Raw genomic sequence first — 23591 nt, 5'->3', positions numbered from 1 at the left:
ACCACCGCGTGCGAAGTCGGGGAGGGGACCACATGAACGCAGGACTCGCGGGCGGCCTGGCACGTACCGGGCGGGGCCGCGCCCGGCGGGCGGCGAACGGATCGGCGGCCGAGGGGGCGGCCCGGGCGGGACTGGCCGCCCGCGGGGTCATCTACCTGCTGGTCGGAATCCTCGCCCTGCAGATCGCCTTCGGCGGCGGGAACCGGCAGGCGGACCGGGGCGGCGCCCTGGCCGAGCTGTCGGACCGGCCCTTCGGCGCGGTGCTGCTGTGGGCGCTGGGCGCCGGGCTTGTCGGCATGGCCCTGTGGCGGCTGTCCGAGGCGGCCTTCGGAGTCACCGGCAAGGACGGGCACAAGGCGAAGAAGCGCCTGCCCGCCGCGGCCCGCTGCGTCTTCTACGCGTTCGTCGCCTACTCCGTCCTGGCCTTCGCGGCCGGATCGGGCGGCGGCGGCTCCAGCGACCGGCAGTCCCGGGACGTCACGGCCAGGGTGATGGAGATGCCCGCCGGCCGGTGGCTCGTGGGCGCCGCGGGTGTCGCGATCGTCGTCGCCGGGGTGGTGATCGGCGTACAGGCGCTGCGCCGCACCTATCGCAAGAAGATGAAGCTCGGCGGACTGAGCCCCCGCACCCGGCTGCTGGTCGACGTCACCGGCGTCGGCGGCGGGACGGCCCGCGGCATCGTGTTCGCCGCGGCGGGCGCCTTCGCCGTACGGGCCGCACTCGCCTACGAACCCGACCGGGCGAAGGGACTGGACGACACCCTCCGTTCCTTCGCCCGCACCCCGCTCGGGCCCTGGCTCCTGGCCTTGGTCGCCGCGGGGCTGGTGCTGTTCGGCGTCTTCTCGTTCGTCCTCGCCCGCCTGCGGAGGGTCTGAGCCGCCCGGCACGGGGAACACGGGGCGAATGAACGAACACGAGATTCCTCCGCCGGACGGACGTCCCGTGGACGTCTACCTCGACCTGCTGCGCGTGCGCATGGCCAGCGACGACTACCAGCTGCTGCTCAGCGTGGTGGAACCGGTCCTCCAGGCGATCGACGAGCAGCAGATGCCGACCATCGACTTCTCGCTGGACGGGGACAGCGCCGAGGCGCTGCCCCAGGAGATCAGGGACGAGGCCGCCCTGGTCATCGCCACCGCCGTCACCGGACGCCTCGACAACGAGGTCGTCGAGATCAGCACCGACGAGACCGGCCCGGTCCGGGTCGTCACCGACGCGACCACCGCCTCCGACCCCGAACGACTCGGTGAGATCGCCGACTACCTCAAGGAACGCCACCAGCAGAACGAAGAGCTGCGCGGCATCGCCGAGGCGAGCGGTCTGCCCAGCGACTTCTGACCCTCACCACCCGGGCGGGACCGTCACCGCTGCGGCGCCCCGACGGACACGCCCAGCGGCCGGGCGAGGCCGACCACCGCCTCGTCCAGCCGCTCCAGGTGCCGCAGCACCCGGCCCGTGATGCGGCCGTACCGCGGCACTCCGGCGGCGTCCGGCTCCAGCAGCGAGGCGATGCTCGGCCCGGTCTCCACCTGCGTCCCGGCGTTCTCGTCCGCGACGTGGGCGGCGATCGCCTCGATGTTGCGCACCGTGCGCCGCACCGCGCCGCGCAGCCGCGGGTCGGCCGCGATCGACGGATGGGTGGGCAGCAGCTCGGCCGTCGCCGCCAGCGACCGCGCGTGATAGGCACAGGTCTCCAGCAGGGCCACCACGTACTGGGCCGTGTCCCGCCGGGCCCGCAGCGGCGTGATCGGATGGGTCAGCGGCTGGGTGGCGGCCCGCAGGTCGCCCAGCGCCTGGTCCAGCTCCCGCGCGGTGTCCAGCAGGTCCGCCTCGGGCCCGCCGCTGAGCTGGTCGACGGCACCCTCCGTGACGTCGGTGAGCCGCTCCAGCACCGTGCCGAGGAGGTCGTTCGTCCGCCGGTCGGTGCGTATCGGCAGCACCAGCGCCGCCGCCACGATCCCGCAGGCCGCGCCGAGCGCCGTCTCCTCCACCCGCAGCAGCAGCACCGACATGCTGTACGTGTGCAGCAGTGTGTACAGCAGCCCGAGCATCGCGGTGACGAAGAACGACATCAGCGTGTAGGACAGCGGCGCCGTGTAGAACATCGCGAAGATCAGCACCAGTACCAGCCCGAACGCGGTCCAGGTGTGGTTGCCCACCAGACCGGCCAGCACGATGCCCGCCACCACGCCCAGCACCGTGCCGAGCAGCCGGCGGTATCCCTTGACCAGGATCTCGCCGGTGGAGGCGGTGTTGATGAAGACGATCCAGCAGGTGAGCACCGCCCAGTACCAGCGCTGCGAGGACAGGAACTCGCCGCCGACGATCGCCAGCGAGGACCCCACGGCCACCTGTACCGCGGCGCGCGTGGTGGGCCGCCGCAGCCCGGTCGGCTCCTCCTTCTCGGCCGCCTCCTCACCGGCGTCGATGGCCGCGTCCTCGGCGTCCAGCTCCTCCCGGGAACGTGCGGTGGCCGGTGAGTCGTCGGACTCGTCCTGCGGCCCGTCCAGCGCGATCCTCAGACCCATGACCGCGCGCGCCGTCTCACCGACGCCGCGGAACACGTCCTGGACGGCCGCGGTCGCCTCGGGCAGGTTCTCCTCGTCGCGGTAACCGAGCAGCCGGTTGCGCAGGTGGGACAGGGCCGTACCGCGCGCCTCCGCGGGCGGCCGCAGCACCAGGGTCCGCAGCGCCGTCAGATCGCGGCGCAGCAGCTCGGTGGCCTCGCCCGGTGCGGGTGAGTGGCCCACCGCGGGAGCGGGCGCACCCGGCAGATGCAGCGTGAGGGTGTCGGCCCGCTCGGCGCTGCGCGCGGTCAGCAGCAGCAGACCGAGGCGCTCGGCGGCGATCTCGGCGTCCGCGATGCGCCGCTGCACCAGGCGTGCCGTGGACGCGTCGGGTGTGCCCTCGTCCAGCCGGGACTGGATCAGCAGGGCCGTCTCGTGCAGGCGCGCGGTGCCCTCGCGCAGGCGCTCCAGCGTCTTGTCGATGTCGTCGGGACCGGCGTCCAGCAACTCGATCTGCGTGGCGATCAGCTGGGCCAGCCGGGCCCGGAAGGCCTGCCGCAGCAGACCGAGGATGCGCGCGGGCGTCGCCGGGACCACCCCGAAGCGCACCACCGCGCTGGACGCGAACGCCACGGCGACGGCGGCCCACAGCCCGGGCAGCCCGGACACCTTGCCGCCGACGAACAGCGACACGAAGTAGACCTGGAAGCCGATCAGCCCGAGCGCGGTGCCCCGGTCGCCGAACCGGCGGACGAAGACCGCCGAGAAGATCAGGACGACGAAGAAGGCGTCGCCCACGACCACCCACGAAGCGAGCAGCGTGCTCAGCGAGACCGAGGCCAGGGCGACGGGCAGCCCCAGCGCCAGCGTGACCGCCTGCGGGCCCGGTTCCTTCTCCCGGATGGCGAAGGTCGCGACCATCGCCGCCATGGCACCCGCGACCAGATGCTTGACGTCCACGCCGAACACGGCGAGCACGCCCAGCGTCAGCGCGATGGCGCCCACCGTCCGCAAACCCGCCGTCAGCCGCAACAGACCCGGGTCGGACGCGGCGACGCGGTCGCGCAGCCGTGTCCGCGCCGAGCGTCCCGCTGCCTTCACGCCGCCGTACACTCTCCCGATTCACAGCCGGCCCTCACAGCCGGTTCCAGCCACGTCCCGGCCGGTTCACGCCGAGATCCACTTCTCAGCATGTCATGCCCCGGTCCGTCACGGGAGGTGGGGGCGGGCCCGGGTCACGGCTTCGCCCGGTCCGCCTCCGCGACCCGCTCCCGCACCTGCTCCGGTGTCAGATACGCGTCGGTGTACTCGAAGTCCTTCAGCTTGGCGGGCTTGCGGGCCTGGAAACCGGTGCGGACGAAATCGTCGCCGGCGACCGCGTTGAGCGCCCAGTTGGCCGCCACCCGGGCCTTGGCCACGCCCGTGCGCAGCGCCGACCAGTGGTAGCCGCGGGCCACCGCCTGCGCGGGCAGGCCCGTCAGTTCGACCCCGAGCGGCTTGGAGACCGCGTCGGCGCCGCCGAGGTCGACGACGAGGCCCAGGTCCTTGTGGACGTACGGCCGCATCGGCTGGTTGCGCAGGGTGGCGATGAGGTTCTCGGCGACGTGCCGCCCCTGCCGCTGCGCGTGCTGGGCGGTGGGCGGGCAGACGGCACCCTCCTGGCCCTTGGCGAGGTCGGGCACGGCCGCGGAGTCGCCCAGCGCGAACACCCCGTCGTGGTTCGGCAGGCACATCTCGGCGGTGACCGCGAGCCGCCCCTTGACCGTCTCCGCGCCCAGCGTCGCCATCAGCGGGCTCGCCACCACGCCCGCCGTCCAGATCAGCGTGCGGGTGGGCACCACCCGGCCGTCCGTGAAGGTGACCTCCTCGGGCGCGGCCTTGGCGATGGACACGCCCAGGGAGATGTCGATGCCGCGCCGGGTCAGGATCTGCTGTGCGTCGCGGCCGAGCTTCTCGCCCAGCTCCGGCATCAGCTTCGGCGCGATGTCGATCAGGTGCCACTTGATCAGCGCCGGGTCCAGCCGGTTGTAGCGCTTGACGGCCGCGTGCGTCAGCCGCTGCAGGCACGCCGCGGTCTCGGTGCCCGCGTAACCGCCGCCCACCACCACGAACTGCAGCCGGGAGGCCCGCTCCACGGGGTCCTGGCTGGCGTCGGCGAGGTCCAGCTGGGAGATGACGTGGTCGCGGATGTACGCGGCCTCCGCCAGGGTCTTCATGCCGAACGCGTTGTCGGTGAGCCCCGGGATGTCGAAGGTGCGGGTGATGCTGCCGGGCGCCAGCACGATGTAGTCGTAGGGCTCGTTGACGATCCGGTCGGTGATGGTGCGCACCACGCAGACCTTCGCCTCGAGGTCCACCCCGATGGCGCCGCCCGGAATGATGCGGGTCCGGTAGCGGCTGCTGCGGCGCAGGGAGAGCGCGATCGACTGGGGCGTGAGCACCCCGGCGGCGACGTGCGGCAGCAGGGGCAGGTAGAGCTGGTAGGAGAACGGCGTCACCAGGGTGACGTCGGCCTCGTCGGGGGAGAGCCGCCGCTCCAGACGACGGACGCACTCCACGCCGGCGAAACCTGCGCCGACCACCAGGATCCTGGGTCGTGTCACGGTGTTCATCCCTTTCTGCGGCTCCGGGGCGGTCTGCCGCGAACGCCATTCGCCTGCCCGTGGATCGCCGCTTCGCACCTCGTCCATGCCACCGCGCCCGCACCGCTTCGGCCAGCCGGGTGCGGCAGGCAGGCGACATGTCCTGATCACCACCATGCCCCGCCCGGGCCCGCGGCGCACCGGGCAGGAGCGAACCGCGCGGAACTTTTCCCCGGGATCAGCCCGTACCGCGCAGGTGACACAGCAGCAGACACACGTCGTCGTCCCGTTCGGAGTCACTGAGCATCGGACGCAGGATCCCGTCGGCCGAGCCCTCCAGGTCCGTGTCCAGCTCCGCCGGACCGAACGACCCGAGCGCGTCCGCCAGCCGCGCGATGCCCGGGTCTATGCCGCGGGCGCGGCGCTCCACCAGACCGTCCGTGTACAGCGCGAGCGTCGAACCGGGCGCCATCGGAACCGTGTGGTCCGCGATCTCCTGGCGCATCGGGATGCCGAGCATCGCACCGGGCTTGGCGTCCAGGGTGCGGACCCCTCCGTCCGGGGTACGCAGCACCGGCGGCGGATGCCCCGCGGCCGCCCACGTCACCGTCGGGTCGTCGGGGTGGAAGCGTGCGATGACCGCGGTGGCGAACAGGTCGGGCTGCAGGTGGTGCAGGAAGGTGTGCAGCCGGGTCAGCAGCTGCCCGGGGCTGCCCCCGTCGACCGCGTACGCGCGCAGGGCGGTGCGCAGCTGGCTCATCATCACGGCCGCCCGCAGCCCGTGCCCGGTGACGTCCCCGACCACGGCGATGACACCGCCGTCGGGCTGCCGGAAGGCGTCGTACCAGTCGCCGCCGATGTTCAGCCCGTGGGTGGCCGGAAGATAGCGCGCGGCCAGGGCGAGCCCGGGCGGGGCCGGCAGCTCGGTCAGCAGGGCCCGTTGAAGCGTCTCGGCGATGTCGCGGTTGTGCTGGTAGCGCTGGGCGTGGTCGATCGCGATGCTGGCCCGCCGGGTCAGCTCCACCAGCATCACGGCGTCGTCCGGGTCCCAGCGGTCCCCGGGCGGGGACAGGGTCACCACGCCCAGCGGAGCCTGCCGCGTCGGCAGCGGAATGCACAGCAGGGGCCGGTCCGGAGCCAGTGCCGAGGGCGGCTGGTCGTCGACGCCGGGCAGCCCGCCGGGATGCGCGGCGGCGTACTGCGGGCGGCCGGTGCGTGCGGCGACCACCGCGGCGGCCGCGTGGGCGGGGCCCGGCCGGTCGCCGTCCTGGTCGAACAGCCAGATGTCCACACCGGTCGCGTACTCCGGCACCAGCAGCTCCGGCAGCCTGCGCACGATCTCGTGATGGTCGAGCGACGCCGTCAGCACCGCGCTCGCGTCCGCGAGGAACGTCAGCCTGCGCCGGGCGTGCTCCGCCTCCGTACGCGCCTTGCGCTCGGCGGCGAACGCCTCGCGCTGGGCCCGCCCGGCGGCGTCCAGTTCGGCGTGCAGCGCCACCACGCCCTGGTTCGTCTGCTGGAGCTCCTCCCGGTGGAAGTCGACCAGGCCCTCCTGCTCGGTGAGCCGCTCCAGGACCAGCGCCGTGTCCTCGTCGGCACCCAGCAGGGCCTGAGCCAGCTCCACCGGGTCGTCCGCCACGGCGCCCGCGTCGGCGATGGCGCCGACGTCGTCCGCCTCGGGGCACGGCACCGTCACCCGCCACGGCGGCTGACCGGCGGCAGCGGCCTCGGCCGACGGCGTCACCACGGCGTGCAGCACGCGCTCCGCGGCCTGCGGAGCGGGCCGGGAGACCGTCCCCGTCTCCAGGGCGAGCCGCCAGGTGCCGCCCTTGGTCAGGCACAGCCGCAGCTGTGCGCCGAGGGAGGCCGTCAGCCGCGCGCGTTCCACGGGCGGCACGCCGAAGGCCGTCGCCAGACGTGCGGCGGCGACGCGTGCCACCGCCGCGTCGGTGACGTCGCTGATCTGCCAGGTACGGGTCATGGGCCATCCGGCGGGGTCGGGGCCAGCACGGCGACGGCGGTGTCGTCCCGCACGGGCCGCGCCGAGCTGCTGGCGTCGCGGATCGTGACGGCGGCGGTCACCGCCGGGTCGGTCGTGGTGCGGCAGGTGTCGGACGTCGGCGACCACCGGCTCGGCAGCCCGTCGCTGTGCAGGACCAGCACCCGGTCGTCCGCCCAGGCCGCCTGCTCCTCGCGCAGCGTGGTGGGCCGGTGGGTGCCGACGATGCCGGGCCGCGACACCAGGTGCCGCCAGGTGCCGCCCTCGCACAGCCGCGCCCCGATGTTGCCGACGCCGGCGAACCGGAGCACCGAGGCCCGCGTGTCGACCTGGGCCACCGCGACGGCGGCGCCGCGGGTGCCGGACAGCGCCCGGTCCAGTCGCCGCACCGCCTCGCCGGGCGCCAGGTGGGCCGAGGCGCGCAGTGCCTCCACGGCGGCGGTCGAGGCACGGGCGGCCTCCGGGCCGTGGCCCAGACCGTCGGCCAGCATCAGCGTGACGAGGTCCCTGTCCCGGACCCAGGCCCAGGCGTCGCCCGAGTACTCCGCACCGCCGAACGGGACGTTCACCGCGCCGGCCCGCAACCGAGCCGCCGGACCGGAATCGGCGGCGCGGGCCTCGGGCACGCCGATCCGGGCGACCACCACCGTGCCCCGGCCGGGTGCACTGTGCAGGTCGAAGTCGTCGGCGACGCGCGCGCAGGTGCCGAGGCCCGCACCGAGGGAGCCGGTCGTGGTGGTGAAACCGTCGCGCAGCGCGGCGGAGACGTCGGCCATCCCCGGGCCGTGGTCGACCGTCGCGATCTGCACGCGCGGCCTCGGCTCCCGGTCGGCCGCGAGGACGGGAGGGGCGACCACGTCGACGACGACCCGGCCGCCCCCGGCGTGCTTGAGCAGGTTGGTGGCCAGCTCGGTCGCCACCAGCGCCGCCGCCGACGTCCGCTGCTCGTCGAGACCGGCCACGGCCGCCGCGTGCTCGGCGGCCACCCGGGCGTCCCGCACCCGGGTCGAGTCGTGCACCGGGACGTCCCACACGCGGGGCATCAGGACTCCTCACGCGGGCGCGGCGGCCGGCCCACCCAGGACGTCACCCGCACGGTCGTGCCGGAGCCCGGGGCGCTCTCGATCGCGAACTCGTGCACCAGGCGCCGCGCGCCGCCCAGCCCCATGCCGAGGCCGTCGCCGGACGTGAACCCGTCGCTGAGCGCCTGCTCCACGTCCGGGATGCCGGGCCCCTCGTCGCTGAAGGTCAGCCGCAGCCCGTGCGTGGTCCCCTCCAGGATCGACTCCGTCTCCATGGTGCCGCCACCGCCGTACACGAGCGTGTTGCGGGCCAGCTCACTGGCCGCCGTGACCAGCTTGGTCTGGTCCACCAGGCCGAAGCCGAGCTGGGCGGCGGCCTGGCGCACATGCTGTCGCACCCATACCAGATCCATGTCCGAACGGATCGGCAGGCGGGCCTGGGAGCCCGCGGCGGTGTGCATCACTGACTCTCCTGGCGCAGGCCGCCGAAGCGGGACGACGGGGCCTGCTGCCGGAGGAGCTCCATGGCCACCTCGGTACTGAGCGCGGTGTGCACGCCCGGCAGCGTCAGCCCCAGCTCGACCAGGGTGATGGCCACCGCGGGCCGCATCCCGACCAGCACCGTCCGCGCCGCCAGCAGACCGGTCTGCCCGGCGGTCTCGGCCAGGATCCGGCCGAGGAAGGAGTCGACGATCTCCACGCCGGAGACGTCGATGACCACGCCGGTGGCGCCGCTGCGCACGATGGTCTCGGCCAGATCCTCCTGGAGCTGCTGCGCCGTGCTGTCGTGCAAGTCCCCCTGAAGGGTGACCAGCAGGACCTCACCGAGCCGGAGCACCGGTACATGACCTGTCGCCGGAGCCCCGTGGGGCCCGGGAAACGCCTGGCTCACCGCGCGACCGCGCCGTTCGCGTGGGGCGTCACGATGCCGACCCCGAGCTGGTGCAGCACGTACCCCAGCGCGTCGGCGAGGCTCGCCCGGGTGACGACCGTGCCCAGATCCAGACCGAGGTGGACCATGGTCTGCGCGATCGCGGGCCGGATGCCGGAGACGATGCACTCGGCGCCCATGAGCCGGGCCGCCGCGACCGTCTTCATCAGATGCTGAGCCACCAGCGAGTCGACGGTCGGCACGCCGGTGATGTCCAGGATCGCGTAGCGCGCCTGCTGCTCCACGATGGACTCCAGCAGGGTCTCCATCACCACCTGGCTGCGCGCGCTGTCCAGCGTGCCGATCAGCGGAACGGCCACGATGCCGTCCCACAGCTTGATGACCGGCGTGGCCACCTCCAGCAACTGCAGCCGCTGGCGGTCGATGAGCGCCTGCCCCTCACTGAGCGCCGTCTGCATCACCACGACCCGCAGGGTGCCCATCAGGACGTTCAGGGCGGTGACACAGTCCCGGACGTGTTCGGCCGGGGCCTGGTCGGGCAGGGCGGCCACCAGCAGGTTCTCGACGGGCGGACGCAGCGCGGCCAGCTCGCTCGACACCTGCGCGGTGCTCAGCCCGGCGCGCGAGCGGGCCGCGCCCATCCGGGCCAACTGCTCGCGCACCGCCGTGAATCCGGCCGCGTCCGGGTCCTCGACCCGCGCCGCGTCCGCGACTTGGTCCAGCGCGTCCACGACGGCCTTGGCCGCCTCGACCGCCTCGTCGCGCGAGACGGTGAACACGGCCCGGAACAAGGGCTCGTCCGCCCATCGCTGGGCGATCTGCTCACGATGGCGCCGCAGAAAGTCCCTGACCTCGCGCGTCGGCGCTCCCGCCGTTCCCTCCGCCTGTTCCGGCACCTGTCCCACTCCTCATCCGCGTTGCGCCGAACCCCACCCCGACCGGGACGGTGGGCCGGCGACGTGACCCAGCCGGTCGACAACTCTAACCACCCGCCGACCTGGCGCGTCACCCGCTTCCGCACGACCGGTGCGGGGCAGGACGCGGACGCGCGGCGGCTCAGGCGTCGGGAACCCGCGGACCCTCCGGCTGGGCGTCCACCCGGGCCAGGGCCTCGTCGAGGTTCGCCGAGACCGGCACCGTGATGCTCACCCCCGTCAGGTCCAGGACGCGCAGCACCGCGGGGACCGGCGAGATGATGTGCACGCTGCCCGGCAGCTCGCGGGCCTCCTGGTAGACCCGCAGGATGATGTTCATGCCGGACGAGTCCATGAACGGGACCGCCGACAGATCCAGCAGGAAGTGCCTGCGGCCGTGGTGGAGCTGGTTGGCCAGATGGTGCTGGAACTCGGTTGCCGTGTCGACGTCCAGGTAACCCTCCACCTTGAGCAGCGCGACATCCTCCCGCGGCAGCGTCACCTCGACGGACAGCGGGTTCTGGGCTATGGGCACGTGTACCTCCAACAACGCGGCGGCGCGGCGGGCCGTCGTGTGGCCCGCCGCGCCGCCCGGATACCCCCGGATCCCGACTCCACACCTGCCGGCCGGGTCCGTTCGCCCCGCCGTGCCTCACCCCACCCGGATGCCCACCAGACACGTGTCGTCGTCCGTGTCCGACCTGCTGTAAGTGAGCAGCCGGTCCAGATGCTGGTCCAGGGTGTTCGGCGTCGGACGCACCGTGCTCAGCAGCTGGGCCAGCGCCTCCTCCACCGGCCGGTCACGGCGTTCGATCAGACCGTCGGTGTACATCAGCAGCGTGTCCCCGGCGGCCAGCTCCGCCTCCGCCTCCTCGTACGCCGCCTCCGCCACCGCCCCCAGCAGCATCCCCCTGACCAGGGGCAGCGGCTCCGCCTCCGGGCCCCGCACCAGCACCGGCGGCAGGTGGCCCGCCCTGGCCCAGCGCAGCGTGCGCCGGGCCGGGTCGTACAGGCCGCACACCGCCGTGGCGGTGACCCCGCCCGTCAGGTGGTGCGCCACGATGTTCAGCCAGGACAGCAGCTGTCCGGGACCGGCCCCGGTCACCGCGAGACCGCGCAGCGCGTTGCGCAGGACCACCATGCTGGTCGCCGCCTCTATCCCGTGCCCGGCGACGTCCCCCACGCACAGCAGCACAAGACCGCTCGGCAGCATCACCGCGTCGTACCAGTCGCCGCCCACGAGCTGCTCCGTCTCCGCGGGCCGGTACCGGACGGCCACCTGGAGGTCCGGCACCCGCAGCGGGGTCTGGGCGGGCGGCATGATGGCGTGCTGCAACTGCAGGGTGAGCCGGGCGCGTTCGACGGCCTGCTGCTCGGTGTGGGCCAGCTGGTCGCGGGTCGCGGCGAGCGCCACCTCCGTCCAGTGCTGGGCCGAGATGTCCTGGCAGGCGCCCCGGACCAGGAGCAGGCGGTCGTCGGTGTCCAGGACCGGCTCGGCCACCACCCGCACGTGCCGGGTCACCCCGTCGGGCCGCCGCAGCCGGAACGCCGCCGACGCCGGGCGCCGGTGGTGCAGCAGCGTGCGCAGGAACCGCCCGATGGCCACGGCGTCGTCCGGGTGGGCGTGGGCGGCCAGCTCCTCCAGCGGCACCGGCGTGCTCGTGTGCGGGCGCCCGTACAGGTCGAACAGCTGCCCGTTCCAGGTGATCTCGCCGGTCAGCAGGTTCTCCTCGAAACCGCCGATGCGGCCGAGCCGCTGGGCGTGCTGGAGGAGGCTGGCCAGCCGGGCCGTCTCGTCCTCGATGCGCCAGATGAGCAGCACGGCGTTGCCGTGCCGGCTGATGCTGATGTCCGCGACCGCCGCCAGCGGCACCTGGTCCACCAGCGCGGTCAGGTTCAGATGCCGGGCGCGGAACGGCTCGCCCGTGGCGTACACGCGCTCCACGTTCTGGAACAGCTCGCTGTCCCCGGCCGCCATCGGATAGGCCTCGAGCAGCAGCGCACCGCCCACGACGGCACGCGGCCGTCCGGCCGGATCCATGAAGCGCTTGTTCACGTGCTGGATGCGGAAGTCCGCCAGCTGCCCCGCCGCGTCCAGGTGCGGCACCAGCACCAGGGCGGGGTCGTGCAGCCCGTCGGCCAGGTCCATCAGCTCCACCGCGTCCGGGATGACCCGCGGCTCCTGCCCGGGCTCGCGCGGCGGCGTGTACGACTCCAGGGTGTGCGCGCACAGCTCCGCCAGGGCCTCGACCTGACGGACCACCTGCGGGGGCTGCGGGGCCAGCGGCACCGGCCAGACGATCTCCAGCACGCCGTGGATGCGCCCCCCGGTACCGGCGGGCACGGCGACCCTGCCGCCCTCCGGGTACTGGTGCCGGCCCACGCTGGGCAGCCCCGTCCCGGCGAGGGACGCGAACCACTGCCCCGAGCGCTCCGTCAGTCCGCGCCGGGCCGCCGTCGCCACGTCCGGCGGCACATAGCGCCAGCGGGCCGCCTCGGCGGGCGGGAACCCGGCGCTTCCCACCAGGGTGAGGGACCCGTCGTACCCGGCCGACCAGATGGCCACCGCCACCGCGCCGAGCGGGCGCAGCGCCTGCTCCAGCAGCGCGTCGGCGACGGCCTGGGTGTCGTCCGCGGCCAGCGCGCCGCTCTCGGCGGCCCGCAGGCGTACGGCGGCCGACTCGGCCACCGCCTGTGCGCCCTGCGTCCCCGTCGTGCTGTCCCCGCGCTCCGTGCCGCGCGCACCGTCTGCGGGGACGGTGGCCCGCACGGCGGCGGTCGCCGCGAGAAACGCCTCCGTCACCTCCGACATGCGGTCGCGGGCGGCCTGGTTGATCACGTCGACCGCGAACTCCAGCGGCGTCGCCCGGGACTGCTCGGCCAGCTCGGCGAGCTGCCGGGCGGCCTCGGCCGGACCGCAGCCCAGCCGCGCGACCAGGACGCCCTTGGCCAGCTCGATCAGCGCCCGGCCCTCGGCCTCCGCCTGGGCGGCCCGCACCTCGCGGCTGAGCCGGTCGACCGTGGCCGCCAGCCTGCCCACGGGGGACAGCGGGGTCAGGTCGACCGGGTCGGACACGTCCCGCCGGAGGGCACCGGCCGGATCGCCGGGCTGCTCGGGGGTGCTCATGCGGGCAGCCACCGGCGGACGCAGGCGATCAGGTCCTGGGTGTCGACGGGTTTGGTGACGTAGTCGCTGGCCCCCGAGGCCAGGCTCTTCTCCCGGTCGCCGGGCATGGCCTTCGCCGTGACCGCGATGATCGGCAGCTCGGCGTACCGCGGGATGCGGCGGATCTCGGCCGTCGCCGTGTAGCCGTCCATCTCCGGCATCATCACGTCCATCAGGACCAGCGCGACCTCCGGGTGGTCCACCAGCGCCTCGATGCCCCGGCGGCCGTTCTCCGCGTGCAGCACCCGGAAGCCGTGCAGCTCCAGGATCCCGCTGAGCGCGAAGAGGTTGCGCGCGTCGTCGTCGACGACGAGGACGGTGCGCCCGGCGGGCGGCCCCTGGCCGGCCCGCGGGTCCGGACGCGGCGGCTCCTCCGGCCGCACCAGGGACAGCACGTCCCCGGGTTCCTCGGCGGCCAGATGCAGGGCGATGCGCTCGCGCAGCTCGTCGAGGCCGGCCAGGAACTCCAGGGTCCCGCCGGCCGCGCGCGAGCGCAGGTCCTCCGCCACGGCGGCGTCCGCCCGGTGACCGCTGTGCACGAGCACCGGCACGCTCGCCAGCGCCGAGTCGCCCCGCAACGCCCGCAGGAAGCGGGACGCCTCGCCGTCCGGCATGCCCAGCTCCAGGACGACGCAGTGGCACGGCTCGGCGGCCAGCGCTCCGGCGGCCTCCTCGGCGCCCACCGCCGTGATGACGTCGAGCGGGGGCCGGTCGCCCGCGTCGTCCCGCCCGTGCGTCAGGTCGGCGACCACGCTCTCCGCGACGAGGGTCAGCAGACCGCGCGGACGCTCCTCCACGACGAGCAGGCGCCGGGGCCGCCGGCGGTGGCCGCCGGTCAGCTCGGCCACCGGTGCCGGACGGTCGAGGACGTCGGACGACGCGTCGGCCGTGAGGTGCTCGGGAGCGCGGGCCAGCAGGTCCTCGAAGTCGGGCCGGGCCACCGGCAGGTAGAGCGTGAAGGTGCTGCCCCGGTCGGGCGTGCTGTCCACGGTGACGGCGCCGCCGAGGAGCTGGGCGATCTCCCGCGTGATGGACAGGCCGAGCCCGGTGCCGCCGTACTTGCGGCTCGTCGTGCCGTCCGCCTGCTGGAAGGCGCCGAAGATAGACTCCAGGTTCTGCTCGGGGATGCCGATCCCCGTGTCCTTGACCCGGAAGGCCACCACGGGACCGCCCCGCACCACGCCCCCGGGCACCTCGTCGTCGGGTGCCGGTTCGACGGCCAGCTCCACGCCGCCCCGCTCGGTGAACTTCACCGCGTTCGACAGCAGGTTGCGCAGCACCTGCCGCAGCCGGGAGTCGTCGGTCAGCAGGTCCGCCGGTGCTCCGGGGGCCGTCACGACCGTGAACTCCAGCCCCTTCTGGCTCGTCATGGGCCGGAAGGTGGCCTCGACGTACTCGATGAGCTGGCGCAGGGTCACGCGCTCGGGGGAGACGTCCATCTTCCCGGCCTCGACCTTCGACAGGTCCAGAATGTCGTTGATCAGCTGCAGCAGGTCCGAACCGGCCGAGTGGATGATGCCCGCGTACTCGACCTGCTTCGGGGTGAGGTTGCGCGAGGGGTTCTGGGCGAGCAACTGGGCCAGGATGAGCAGGCTGTTGAGCGGGGTGCGCAGCTCGTGGCTCATGTTGGCCAGGAACTCCGACTTGTACTTCGAGGCCAGCGACAGCTGCTGGGCGCGTGCCTCCAGCTCCTGCCTCGCCTGCTCGATCTGCAGGTTCTTCGCCTCGATGTCCCGGTTCTGCGCCGCGAGCAGGGACGCCTTGTCCTCCAGCTCCGCGTTGGAGTGCTGCAACTCCTCCTGCTGGGTCTGCAGCTCCGCGGAGCGGGCCTGGAGCTCGCCGGTCAGCCGCTGCGACTCGGCGAGGAGTTCGTCGGTACGGGCGTTGGCCACGATCGTGTTGACGTTGACGCCGATGGTCTCCATCAGCATTTCCAGGAAGTCCCGGTTGATCTGGCTGAAGGCGGCGACCGAGGCCAGCTCGATGACCCCGAGGACCTGCCCCTCGACCACGATGGGCAGCAGCACCAGCGCGGCCGGGACCACTTCGCCGAGCCCCGAGGAGATGGTCAGGTAGCCCGGCGGAAGCTCGTTCACCATGATGGTGCGCCGGCTGCGCGCGGCCTGGCCGACCAGGGTGCGGCCGAAGGCGATACGGGTGGGTCTGGCCGTGTCCTCCGGGTAGCCGTAGGAGCCGACGAGCCGCAGCTCCGGACCGTCGTCCCCGTCCTCGGCCAGGTAGAAGGCGCCGTACTGGGCCGACACCAGCGGCACCAGCTCGTCCATGATCAGCTCGGCGACGACCGGCAGGTCCCGGTGCCCCTGCATCAGGCCGGAGATGCGGGCGAGGTTGGTCTTGAGCCAGTCCTGCTCCTGGTTGGCCCGCGTGGTCTCGCGCAGGGACTCCACCATGGCGTTGATGTTGTCCCCCAGCTCGGCGACCTCGCCGGACGCCTCCACGGTGACCGAGCGGGTCAGGTCGCCCTCGGCGACGGCGGAGGTGACCTCGGCGATCGCGCGGACCTGGCGGGTGAGGTTGCCGGCCAGTTCGTTGACGTTCTCCGTGAGGCGCTTCCAGGTGCCGGAGACGCCCTCCACCTCGGCCTGGCCGCCGAGCCGGCCCTCGGTGCCGACCTCGCGGGCCACGCGGGTGACCTCGTCGGCGAAGGCGGAGAGCTGGTCGACCATGGTGTTGATGGTCGTCTTGAGTTCGAGGATCTCGCCGCGGGCGTCGACGTCGATCTTCTTGGACAGGTCGCCCCGGGCCACCGCGGTCGTCACCAGGGCGATGTTGCGCACCTGGTTGGTGAGGTTGTTGGCCATCGAGTTGACGTTGTCGGTGAGGTCCTTCCAGGTCCCGGCGACGTTCGGCACGTTCGCCTGGCCGCCGAGCCGCCCGTCGGTGCCGACCTCGCGGGCGACCCGGGTGACCTCGTCGGCGAACGCCGACAGCGTGTCGACCATGGTGTTGATCACGTCGGCCAGCGCCGCGACCTCGCCCTCGGCGTCCACGGTGATCCGCTGCGACAGGTCGCCCCGGGCCACGGCGGTGGCCACCTGGGCGATGGAGCGGACCTGACCGGTCAGGTTCGACGCCATCACGTTGACGTTGTCGGTGAGGTCCTTCCAGGTCCCCGACACCCCGCGCACCCGGGCCTGCCCGCCCAGGTTCCCGGCCGTGCCGACCTCGCGGGCGACGCGGGTGACCTCGTCGGCGAAGGCGGAGAGCTGGTCGACCATGGTGTTGATGGTGTTCTTCAGCTCCAGGATCTCGCCGCGGGCGTCCACGGTGATCTTCTGGGAGAGGTCGCCCTTGGCCACGGCGGTGGCCACCTGGGCGACGTTGCGGACCTGGTTGGTCAGGTTGCCCGCCATGAAGTTCACCGAGTCGGTGAGGTCGCGCCAGGTGCCCCGGACGCCCTGGACGTCGGCCTGGCCGCCGAGCCGTCCGTCGGTGCCGACCTCGCGGGCGACGCGGGTGACCTCGTCGGCGAAGGCGGAGAGCTGGTCGACCATCGTGTTGATGGTGTTCTTCAGTTCCAGGATCTCGCCGCGGGCGTCCACGTCGATCTTCTGGGAGAGGTCCCCCCTGGCGACCGCCGTGGCCACCTGCGCGATGTCGCGGACCTGACTGGTGAGGTTGCCCGCCATGGCGTTGACCGAGTCCGTCAGATCGGCCCAGGTGCCCGAGACCCCCGGCACCCGCGCCTGCCCGCCCAGGGCGCCCTCCGTGCCGACCTCGCGGGAGACCCGCGTCACCTCGGAGGTGAACACGGACAACTGGTCCACCATGCCGTTGAAGACCTTGGCGATGTCACCCATCAGCCCGTCCGCGTCGTCCGGCAGACGGGTGCCGAAGTCGCCGTCCCGCACGGCCGTCAGGCCGGCCAGGAGACGGCGCAACTCCTGATCGCCCGGAACCGCGTCGACCGGTCCCGCGCTGTCGCTGGTCATGCGCACCCTCGTTCCGCTCCCCGGGGTCCTCGCGGCGAGGACCCACCACCCCCTGCCGGACCGTTCGGGCGGCCCGGCCTCCCGTGCCCGCGTTCGCGCAGTTCACGGATTCGTCCCCAGGAGAAAAATACGCCAGAGGCTAACCCAGGTCCCCGGCGCGGACAAAGCGATGTGTCACCCGGCCGAACGCCTGCCCCCGTACGGGTCACGCCCGGCCCGTGCGGGGCGCCGTCCACGACGACGACGGGGCGGTGCCCCGGCGGCCGCCCGTCACCAGGGCAGGAAGACGTGGATGTCCTTGCCCCGCTCCCCGGTGACGACGCTCACCTGGTCGGACAGGGTGTGGATCAGGTGCCAGCCGATGCCGCCGCCGCCCTTGCTCGGATGGAAGGGGCGCGGCGCCGGCTCCGTCGTGTTGGTGTCGTGCATCACCACGTGCACGCCGTCGAAGGTCCGCCGCAGCCGCAGTTGGAACGGCCCCGGAGCGTACTGCACGGCGTTGGCCGCCAGCTCCGTGACGACGAGGAGGATGTCGTCCCAGTGCTCGGGCGCCGCGGGCGGCGCCGCACGGGCGAGGTCGTGGAGGAACTCCTCCGCGACCAGCCGCGCACCGGTCACGTTGTGCAACTCCCCGGTGAAGCTGGCGGTGCGGTTCGTGATCTCCTCGGAAGCCAGTGTCCTGTCCCAACGCGACTCGGCTGCCATTGCGCCTTCCCGGCCCGGCACGGGCCGGGCGTCGTTCCTTCCTTCTCCTTCGCATCCCCTTCGTCTGTAAGTTCCCGTGCGGGCCGAACCTAGTCGCGCCGGTGTGCCGGGCCGGGGACGGGCCGGGCGCCGGTTCAGCGGAGGAACACGTTGTCCGCGTCCTCCCAGCCGGCCGGCTCCTGGGGCGGCGCTGTCGTCGGCCGGCGGTGGGACCGCGCCTCGTACATGGCGTCGATCTCCAGGGAGTAGGTCCGTACGATCTCGTCCCGCCGGAGCTTCATCGACGGGGTGAGCAGCCCGCCCGCCACGTCGAAGGGGTGCGGAAGGACCCGGAAGACCCGGATGGACTCCGAGCGCGACACCGCGCTGTTGGCCGCGGCCACGGCCCGTGCGACCTCCTCCCGCAGCGCGTTCTCCTCCCGTGCCTCCCGGGCCGGAGCGTCGCCGGGCAGGGCCAGGGACGCCCGCCAGTGCGTCAGGAACTCCGGGTCGAGCGTGATCAGCGCACCGACGCAGGGCCGGTTGTCGCCGACCAGCACCGCCTGGTGGACCAGCGGGTGCATCCGCAGCCGCTGCTCCAGGGCGGCCGGGGCCACGCTCTTGCCGCCGCTGGTGATGATCACGTCCTTCTTGCGGCCGGTGATCGCCAGGTAGTTCTCGGCGTCCAGGTGCCCGAGGTCGCCGGTGGCCAGCCAGCCGCCGCGCAGCACCTCGCGGGTGGCGGTCCCGTCGCCGACGTACCCCTTGAACAGCGACGGCCCGCGTACCAGGATCTCCCCGTCGTCGGCCACCCGGACCTCCATGCCCGGCAGCGGCTGCCCGACGGTGCCCGACTTCTCCCGGCCCAGTGGCTGCATCGTCAGCCCGCCGCTGGTCTCCGTCAGCCCGTAGCCGTCGTGGACGTAGACACCGATGCCCTCGTAGAAGAGGGAGAGCTCGCGGCTGAGCGGCGAACCGCCCGACGTGGCCCGGGTCACCCGGCCGCCCAGCGCGGAGCGCAGCCGCCGGTACACCGTCCGCTCGTACAGGGCGTGCTGGAGGCGCAGGTCGAGTCCGGGCCCGGTTCCCCGGCCCAGGCGCCGCCGCTCCAGCGCCGTGGCGAAGTCGCGCGCCGTGGCCGCGGCCCGCTCGAACAGGGCACCGTGTCCCGCCTGCTGGGCGGTGCGCAGGAAGTTCTTGTAGATCTTCTCCAGGACCGACGGGACGGCGTACAGATACGTCGGCCGGAAGGAGCGCAGGGCCGAGGAGAGCGCCTCCCCGGTCAGCGCCGGCTCGTGGGCCATCAGGAACCCGCCGCGGACGCAGAGGTTCTGGATCATCAGCCCGTACACGTGCGAGAAGGGCAGGTAGGCGAGGACCGCGCCCTGCTCTCCCGGCGGCGCCACCGTGTGACCCCAGCCGGCGAGCAGCGTGTCGCACGGGGCGGCCAGGCCGCGGTGGCTCAGCGCACAGCCCAGCGCGCGGCCGGAGGTGCCCGAGGTGTAGGCCACCACGGCCGTGGCGTCCGGCAGCACGATGCGGCGCATGGAGTCGACCGTGGCGGACGGGAGGAACGCGCCGCGCGCCACCAGCGTGTCCAGCGCGCCCGCGTCCAGCTGCCAGACGTGGCGCAGCGCGGGCAGCGACGCGCACACCGAGCCGACGGTCATCACGTTCTGCTCGTCCTCGACCAGCACGCCCACGCAGCCCGCGTCCCGCAGGATCCACTCGACCTGGTCGCGCGAGGAGGTCGGGTAGATCGGCACCACCTCGGCGCCCACCGTCCACAGGGCGTAGCTGAAGACCGTCCACTCGTACCGGGTGCGGGCCAGGATCGCCACCCGGTCGCCCGGCGATATCCCGCTCGCGATCAGGCCCTTGGCCAGGTCGACCACCGTGTCGCGGAACTCCACCGCGGTCACCTCGTCCCACGCCGTGGAGCCGGGGCCGCGGCGCCGGGCGAGCATCGGCAGGGTCGGCGTGCGGGCGGCCGTCTCGAAGAGGCTGTCGGCGAGCGAGCCGGTCAGCGGCGGGACGGTCCGGGGAGCGAGTGCGGGGTCGTGCATGCGCCGGCTCCTGACGTGTACGGACGGTGACGTCGCCGACGAACACCGTGGTCGACGGTGCTCGGAGGCTAGCCCAGCCGCAGGCGGCGGGGGACCCGGACGGCAGAAGTGTTCCCACCCGGTGATCTCGGCCCGATCGGGGGACTCGGGGGCCATGAGCTATGTGAATCCGGATCCCGACCCCCGACTCAGTACCGGCCTGGAGCCGGGCGGCGGCGTGCCGCCCGGGGAGACCCCGCCGGCGGAGAGCAGCATGCCCGAGGCAGGCCCGCAGGACCTGCTCAGCAATCCGGCCAAGGGCTGGGCCAAGGGGCCGATGGCCCTGATCCTCGCGGTCGTGGTGATCTTCGCGGTGGGGCTGCTGGGCTACGCCCTCGCCCTGATCTACTGATGTCCCGGACCGCCTGAGGACGGGCTCAGGCCGCCTGAGTGCGGCGCACGCACGCGGCGACGACCTCCCGCAGGCTGCCCGTGCGGGCCAGCAGCTCGCGCTGGACCCGGGCGCCGTTGCCGTGCCGCAGCAACCTCTCGACACCCTCGCGGACCCGTTCCAGGTCGCCCGCGGCCGCGAGGGCCTCCCCGGCATGCTCCAGCAGGTCCCGTACGACCGTCTCGGCCGGCATCCGCCGCATCGTCGCCGGGTGGAGCAGCTCGCTCGTCAGCCCGGACCGGGCGGCCCGCCAGGCCGCGAGGCGGAGCAGGCTCACACTGTGCTCGGCCGGTTCCGCGCCCGCGCGCCACTCCCGCGCCGCCGTGTCGACCAGCGCGCGGGCGAGCGCGGCCAGGACGACCGCGGTGGAGGCGTCCAGGCAGACGTCGGCGACCCGGAACTCGACCGTCGGATACCGCTGGGAGAGCCGGACGTCGAAGTAGACCATCCCGTCGTCCAGGACCGTCCCGGTGGCGAGCATGTCCGCGACCCTGCGGTGGTAGCGCTCGGCCGAGCCGAACAGCTCCGTGGGACCGGCCGACGGCCAGCGCTGCCAGACCCGGCTGCGGTAGCTGCTGTACGAGGAGTCCCGGCCCTGCCAGAACGGCGAGTTCGCGCTCAGCGCGGCCAGCACCGGCAGCCAGGGCCGCACCCGGTCGATCACCGCGACGCCCTCCTCGTCGGAGTCGACCGAGACGTGCACGTGACACCCCAGGACCAGCTGCTCGTGGACCACGACGCCGTACTGCTCGGCCATCCACTCGTAGCGCCGGTTCACGCCGATGGAGGGCGTCACCGGCAGCGGTGAGGTGGCGAGCGCGGCGACCGCGCACCCGATCCCCCCGGCGTGCCGCCCGGCCTCCTCGCGGCAGCGGACGATCTCGGCGTGCAGCCGCTCCATGTCCGCCTGCGGATGCGTGGCGAACTCGAGCATCTGCTCGTGCAGTTCCTTCTCGAAGACGTCCTGCTCCGAGTCGTCGAGGAAGGCCCGGGCGAGTACGGCGGCGGACAGCGCCCGCGGCTCACCGGTCGCGGGATCGACCAGGAGGAGCTCCTCCTCCACTCCGACGGTGCGCACGTGATGCCGCCTCTCTGTGGGCCGGTGTCACCGACCGACTGCCCCGGACAGCCGGTCGGACACCTGGCAGGCTCACAGGGCGTACGGCATCAGCCACACCGTCGCCAGCGGGGGCAGCGTGATCCGGATGCTCCCGTCCTCCGGCTTCACCGGGTCCGGGTTGCCCACGCCGCCGCCGCCGTACTCCTCGGCGTCGGTGTTGAGCACCTCCTGCCAGGCGACGGCCTCGTCGCCGACGGCGAGCGCGTACTCGTGCCGGACGACCGGGGAGAAGTTGGACACCGCCAGCAGCGGAGTGCCGTCCGTGCCGTACCGCAGGAACGCGAAGACGTTGTCCTCGGCCGCGTCCACCGAGACCCACCGGAAGCCGGCCGGGTCGGTGTCGCGCTGCCACAGGGCCGGAGTGCGCGTGTAGCGGGTGTTGAGCTCGCGGACCAGGTCCTGCACCCCGCGGTGGTCGCCCGCCGAGTGGTACCCCTCGTCGAGGAGCCACCACTCGGGCCCCTGCTTCTCCGACCACTCGGCGCCCTGCGCGAACTCCTGCCCCATGAACAGCAGTTGCTTGCCGGGGTGGGCCCACATGAAGCCCAGGTACGCGCGCACGTTCGCCCGCCGCTGCCACCAGTCGCCGGGCATCTTCGACACCAGCGCCTGCTTGCCGTGCACCACCTCGTCGTGGGAGATCGGCAGCACGTAGTTCTCGCTGTACGCGTACACCATCGAGAAGGTCATCTCGTGGTGGTGGTACCTGCGGTGCACCGGCTCGTGGGCGACGTACTCCAGCGAGTCGTGCATCCAGCCCATGTTCCACTTCAGGCCGAAGCCGAGCCCGCCGGTGTCGGTCGGCCGGGTCACCCCGCCCCACGCGGTCGACTCCTCGGCGATGGTCACCACGCCGGGGCAGCGCCGGTAGACGGTCGCGTTCATCTCCTGGAGGAAGGCCATGGCCGCCAGGTCCTCCCGGCCGCCGTACTGGTTGGGCTCCCACTGGCCGGAGTCGCGCGAGTAGTCCAGGTAGAGCATCGAGGCGACCGCGTCCACCCGCAGCCCGTCGATGTGGAACTCCTCGCACCAGTACACGGCGTTCGCCACGAGGAAGTTGCGCACCTCGGTCCGCGCGAAGTCGAAGGTGTACGTGCCCCAGTCCGGGTGCTCCGCGCGCCGGGAGTCCCCGGGCTCGTACAGCGGGTCGCCGTCGAAGCGGCCCAGTGCCCAGTCGTCCTTCGGGAAGTGCGCCGGCACCCAGTCCATGATGACGCCGATTCCGGCCCGGTGCAGCGCGTCGACCAGGAAGCGGAAGTCGTCCGGCGAGCCGAGGCGCGCGGTCGGCGCGTAGAAGCCGGTGACCTGGTAGCCCCAGGACGGCCCGTAGGGGTGCTCCGCGACCGGCATCAGCTCGACGTGGGTGAAGCCCAGGTCCTTGACGTAGGCGGGCAGCTCCTCGGCCAGCTCGCGGTAGGTCAGGCCCGGCCGCCAGGACGGCAGGTGCACCTCGTACACCGAGAACGGCGCCCCGTGCACGGGCGTGTCGGCGCGGGTCCGCATCCACTGGGCGTCGCCCCACTCGTAGCGCGAGGCGGTCACCACGGACGCGGTGTTCGGCGGCTCCTCGGCCGCGCGGGCCATCGGGTCGGCCTTCAGGAACCGGTGGCCGTACCGCGAGTGGATCTCGAACTTGTACCGGGTGCCCTCGCCGACGCCCGGCAGGAACAGCTCCCAGACCCCGGACGAACCCAGCGAACGCATCGGGAACGCGGTGCCGTCCCAGTGCGTGAAGTCGGTGGCGACCCGCACGCCCTGGGCGTTCGGCGCCCACACCGTGAACCGGGTGCCGGTGACCCCCTCGTGCGTCATCGGCTCGGCGCCGAGGGCCTGCCACAGCTGCTCGTGCCGGCCCTCGCCGATCAGGTGCAGGTCCAGCTCGCCGAGGGCGGGCAGGAAGCGGTACGGGTCGTGCGTCTCCTGCGTCTCGCCCTGCTCGTAGGCCACCACCAGCGTGTACGCCGGGATCCCGGCGAGCGGCAGCACACCGGAGAACAGGCCGTCCTCCTCCGACGCCAGGGTGTGGCGCTCGCCGTCCACGACCACACCCACCTCGCGGGCGAAGGGGCGCAGCACCCGGAAGGCGATGCCGCCGGGCACCGGATGGGCGCCCAGCAGGGAGTGCGGGTCGTGGTGGGCGCCCGCCAGCAGGCGCCCCCGGTCGGTGGGGTCCAGGGGCGGCGCGGTCGCGCACGCACCGGGTGCGGGCGGGACGGGACCGGACGGCTCGGGGATCGAGGTGTCGCGGAGGGCCAC

Annotated in this window: 17 protein-coding genes; 3 read left to right on the top strand and 14 right to left on the bottom strand. The window is 73.3% G+C overall.

Features of this window, described 5'->3' with window-relative positions; genetic code table 11:
* Positions 1–32 precede the first annotated feature (32 nt).
* Both R2E43_RS02555 and R2E43_RS02550 read left to right on the top strand, forming a co-directional pair.
* Positions 33–875: a DUF1206 domain-containing protein gene (locus R2E43_RS02555; protein ID WP_093457614.1), complete on the top strand. Its 843-nt coding sequence runs from the start codon at positions 33–35 to the stop codon at positions 873–875.
* A gap of 28 nt (positions 876–903) precedes the next feature.
* The gene (locus tag R2E43_RS02550) at positions 904–1338 is read left to right on the top strand and encodes a hypothetical protein (RefSeq protein WP_003971824.1); all 435 of its coding nucleotides are present in this window, start codon (positions 904–906) and stop codon (positions 1336–1338) included.
* Between the two features lie 23 nt (positions 1339–1361).
* Here R2E43_RS02550 and R2E43_RS02545 read toward each other — a convergent pair whose 3' ends face one another.
* The 12 genes from R2E43_RS02545 to R2E43_RS02490 all read right to left on the bottom strand — a co-directional run bounded on the left by R2E43_RS02545 (position 1362) and on the right by R2E43_RS02490 (position 19785).
* Positions 1362–3608, bottom strand: a complete 2247-nt coding sequence (locus R2E43_RS02545; RefSeq protein ID WP_030866780.1) for an FUSC family protein — start codon at positions 3606–3608, stop codon at positions 1362–1364.
* 134 nt (positions 3609–3742) lie between these two features.
* Positions 3743–5119, bottom strand: a complete 1377-nt coding sequence (locus R2E43_RS02540; RefSeq protein ID WP_030866777.1) for an NAD(P)/FAD-dependent oxidoreductase — start codon at positions 5117–5119, stop codon at positions 3743–3745.
* Between the two features lie 208 nt (positions 5120–5327).
* The gene (locus tag R2E43_RS02535) at positions 5328–7070 is read right to left on the bottom strand and encodes a PP2C family protein-serine/threonine phosphatase (RefSeq protein ID WP_106518611.1); all 1743 of its coding nucleotides are present in this window, start codon (positions 7068–7070) and stop codon (positions 5328–5330) included.
* Positions 7067–8131 (bottom strand): SpoIIE family protein phosphatase, encoded by a 1065-nt coding sequence (locus R2E43_RS02530; protein WP_011031587.1) that lies wholly within the window; start codon positions 8129–8131, stop codon positions 7067–7069. Before R2E43_RS02530 ends, R2E43_RS02535 begins: the two co-directional genes overlap by 4 nt.
* Positions 8131–8571 (bottom strand): anti-sigma regulatory factor, encoded by a 441-nt coding sequence (locus tag R2E43_RS02525; protein ID WP_003971819.1) that lies wholly within the window; start codon positions 8569–8571, stop codon positions 8131–8133. Before R2E43_RS02525 ends, R2E43_RS02530 begins: the two co-directional genes overlap by 1 nt.
* A complete protein-coding gene (locus R2E43_RS02520; protein ID WP_106518612.1) occupies positions 8571–9002 on the bottom strand; it encodes an STAS domain-containing protein in 432 nt (143 codons plus the stop codon). The genes R2E43_RS02525 and R2E43_RS02520 overlap by 1 nt, the downstream gene beginning before the upstream one ends.
* Positions 8999–9898, bottom strand: coding sequence for an STAS domain-containing protein (locus R2E43_RS02515; RefSeq protein WP_003971817.1), 900 nt, complete (start codon positions 9896–9898; stop codon positions 8999–9001). The genes R2E43_RS02520 and R2E43_RS02515 overlap by 4 nt, the downstream gene beginning before the upstream one ends.
* A 160-nt stretch (positions 9899–10058) precedes the next feature.
* Complete coding sequence (locus R2E43_RS02510) at positions 10059–10451, bottom strand: STAS domain-containing protein (protein ID WP_003971816.1); 393 nt, start codon at positions 10449–10451, stop codon at positions 10059–10061.
* 117 nt (positions 10452–10568) lie between these two features.
* Positions 10569–13043 (bottom strand): SpoIIE family protein phosphatase, encoded by a 2475-nt coding sequence (locus R2E43_RS02505; protein ID WP_011031588.1) that lies wholly within the window; start codon positions 13041–13043, stop codon positions 10569–10571.
* On the bottom strand, positions 13040–17035 hold the full coding sequence (locus tag R2E43_RS02500) for a HAMP domain-containing protein (protein ID WP_079021084.1): 3996 nt from the start codon (positions 17033–17035) through the stop codon (positions 13040–13042). The genes R2E43_RS02505 and R2E43_RS02500 overlap by 4 nt, the downstream gene beginning before the upstream one ends.
* Positions 17036–17305: 270 nt before the next feature.
* The gene (locus R2E43_RS02495; protein WP_003971813.1) at positions 17306–17740 is read right to left on the bottom strand and encodes an ATP-binding protein; all 435 of its coding nucleotides are present in this window, start codon (positions 17738–17740) and stop codon (positions 17306–17308) included.
* 134 nt (positions 17741–17874) lie between these two features.
* Positions 17875–19785: an AMP-dependent synthetase/ligase gene (locus tag R2E43_RS02490; RefSeq protein ID WP_332055860.1), complete on the bottom strand. Its 1911-nt coding sequence runs from the start codon at positions 19783–19785 to the stop codon at positions 17875–17877.
* Positions 19786–19939: 154 nt separating this feature from the next.
* Here R2E43_RS02490 and R2E43_RS02485 point away from each other — a divergent pair, with 154 nt between their 5' ends.
* Complete coding sequence (locus R2E43_RS02485; RefSeq protein WP_003971811.1) at positions 19940–20176, top strand: DUF6480 family protein; 237 nt, start codon at positions 19940–19942, stop codon at positions 20174–20176.
* A 25-nt stretch (positions 20177–20201) separates the two neighbouring features.
* On the opposite strand, the gene R2E43_RS02480 is transcribed toward R2E43_RS02485, so the two are convergent.
* A complete protein-coding gene (locus tag R2E43_RS02480) occupies positions 20202–21293 on the bottom strand; it encodes a glutamate--cysteine ligase (RefSeq protein WP_003971810.1) in 1092 nt (363 codons plus the stop codon).
* A 72-nt stretch (positions 21294–21365) separates the two neighbouring features.
* On the bottom strand, positions 21366–23591 hold the full coding sequence (gene glgB, locus R2E43_RS02475; RefSeq protein ID WP_332055859.1) for a 1,4-alpha-glucan branching enzyme: 2226 nt from the start codon (positions 23589–23591) through the stop codon (positions 21366–21368).

Source organism: Streptomyces violaceoruber (assembly GCF_033406955.1).
In the GTDB taxonomy this organism is placed as follows: domain Bacteria; phylum Actinomycetota; class Actinomycetes; order Streptomycetales; family Streptomycetaceae; genus Streptomyces; species Streptomyces violaceoruber.
Note: the sequence above shows the minus strand (reverse complement) of the source record. Positions and strands in the feature narration are given on the sequence as shown.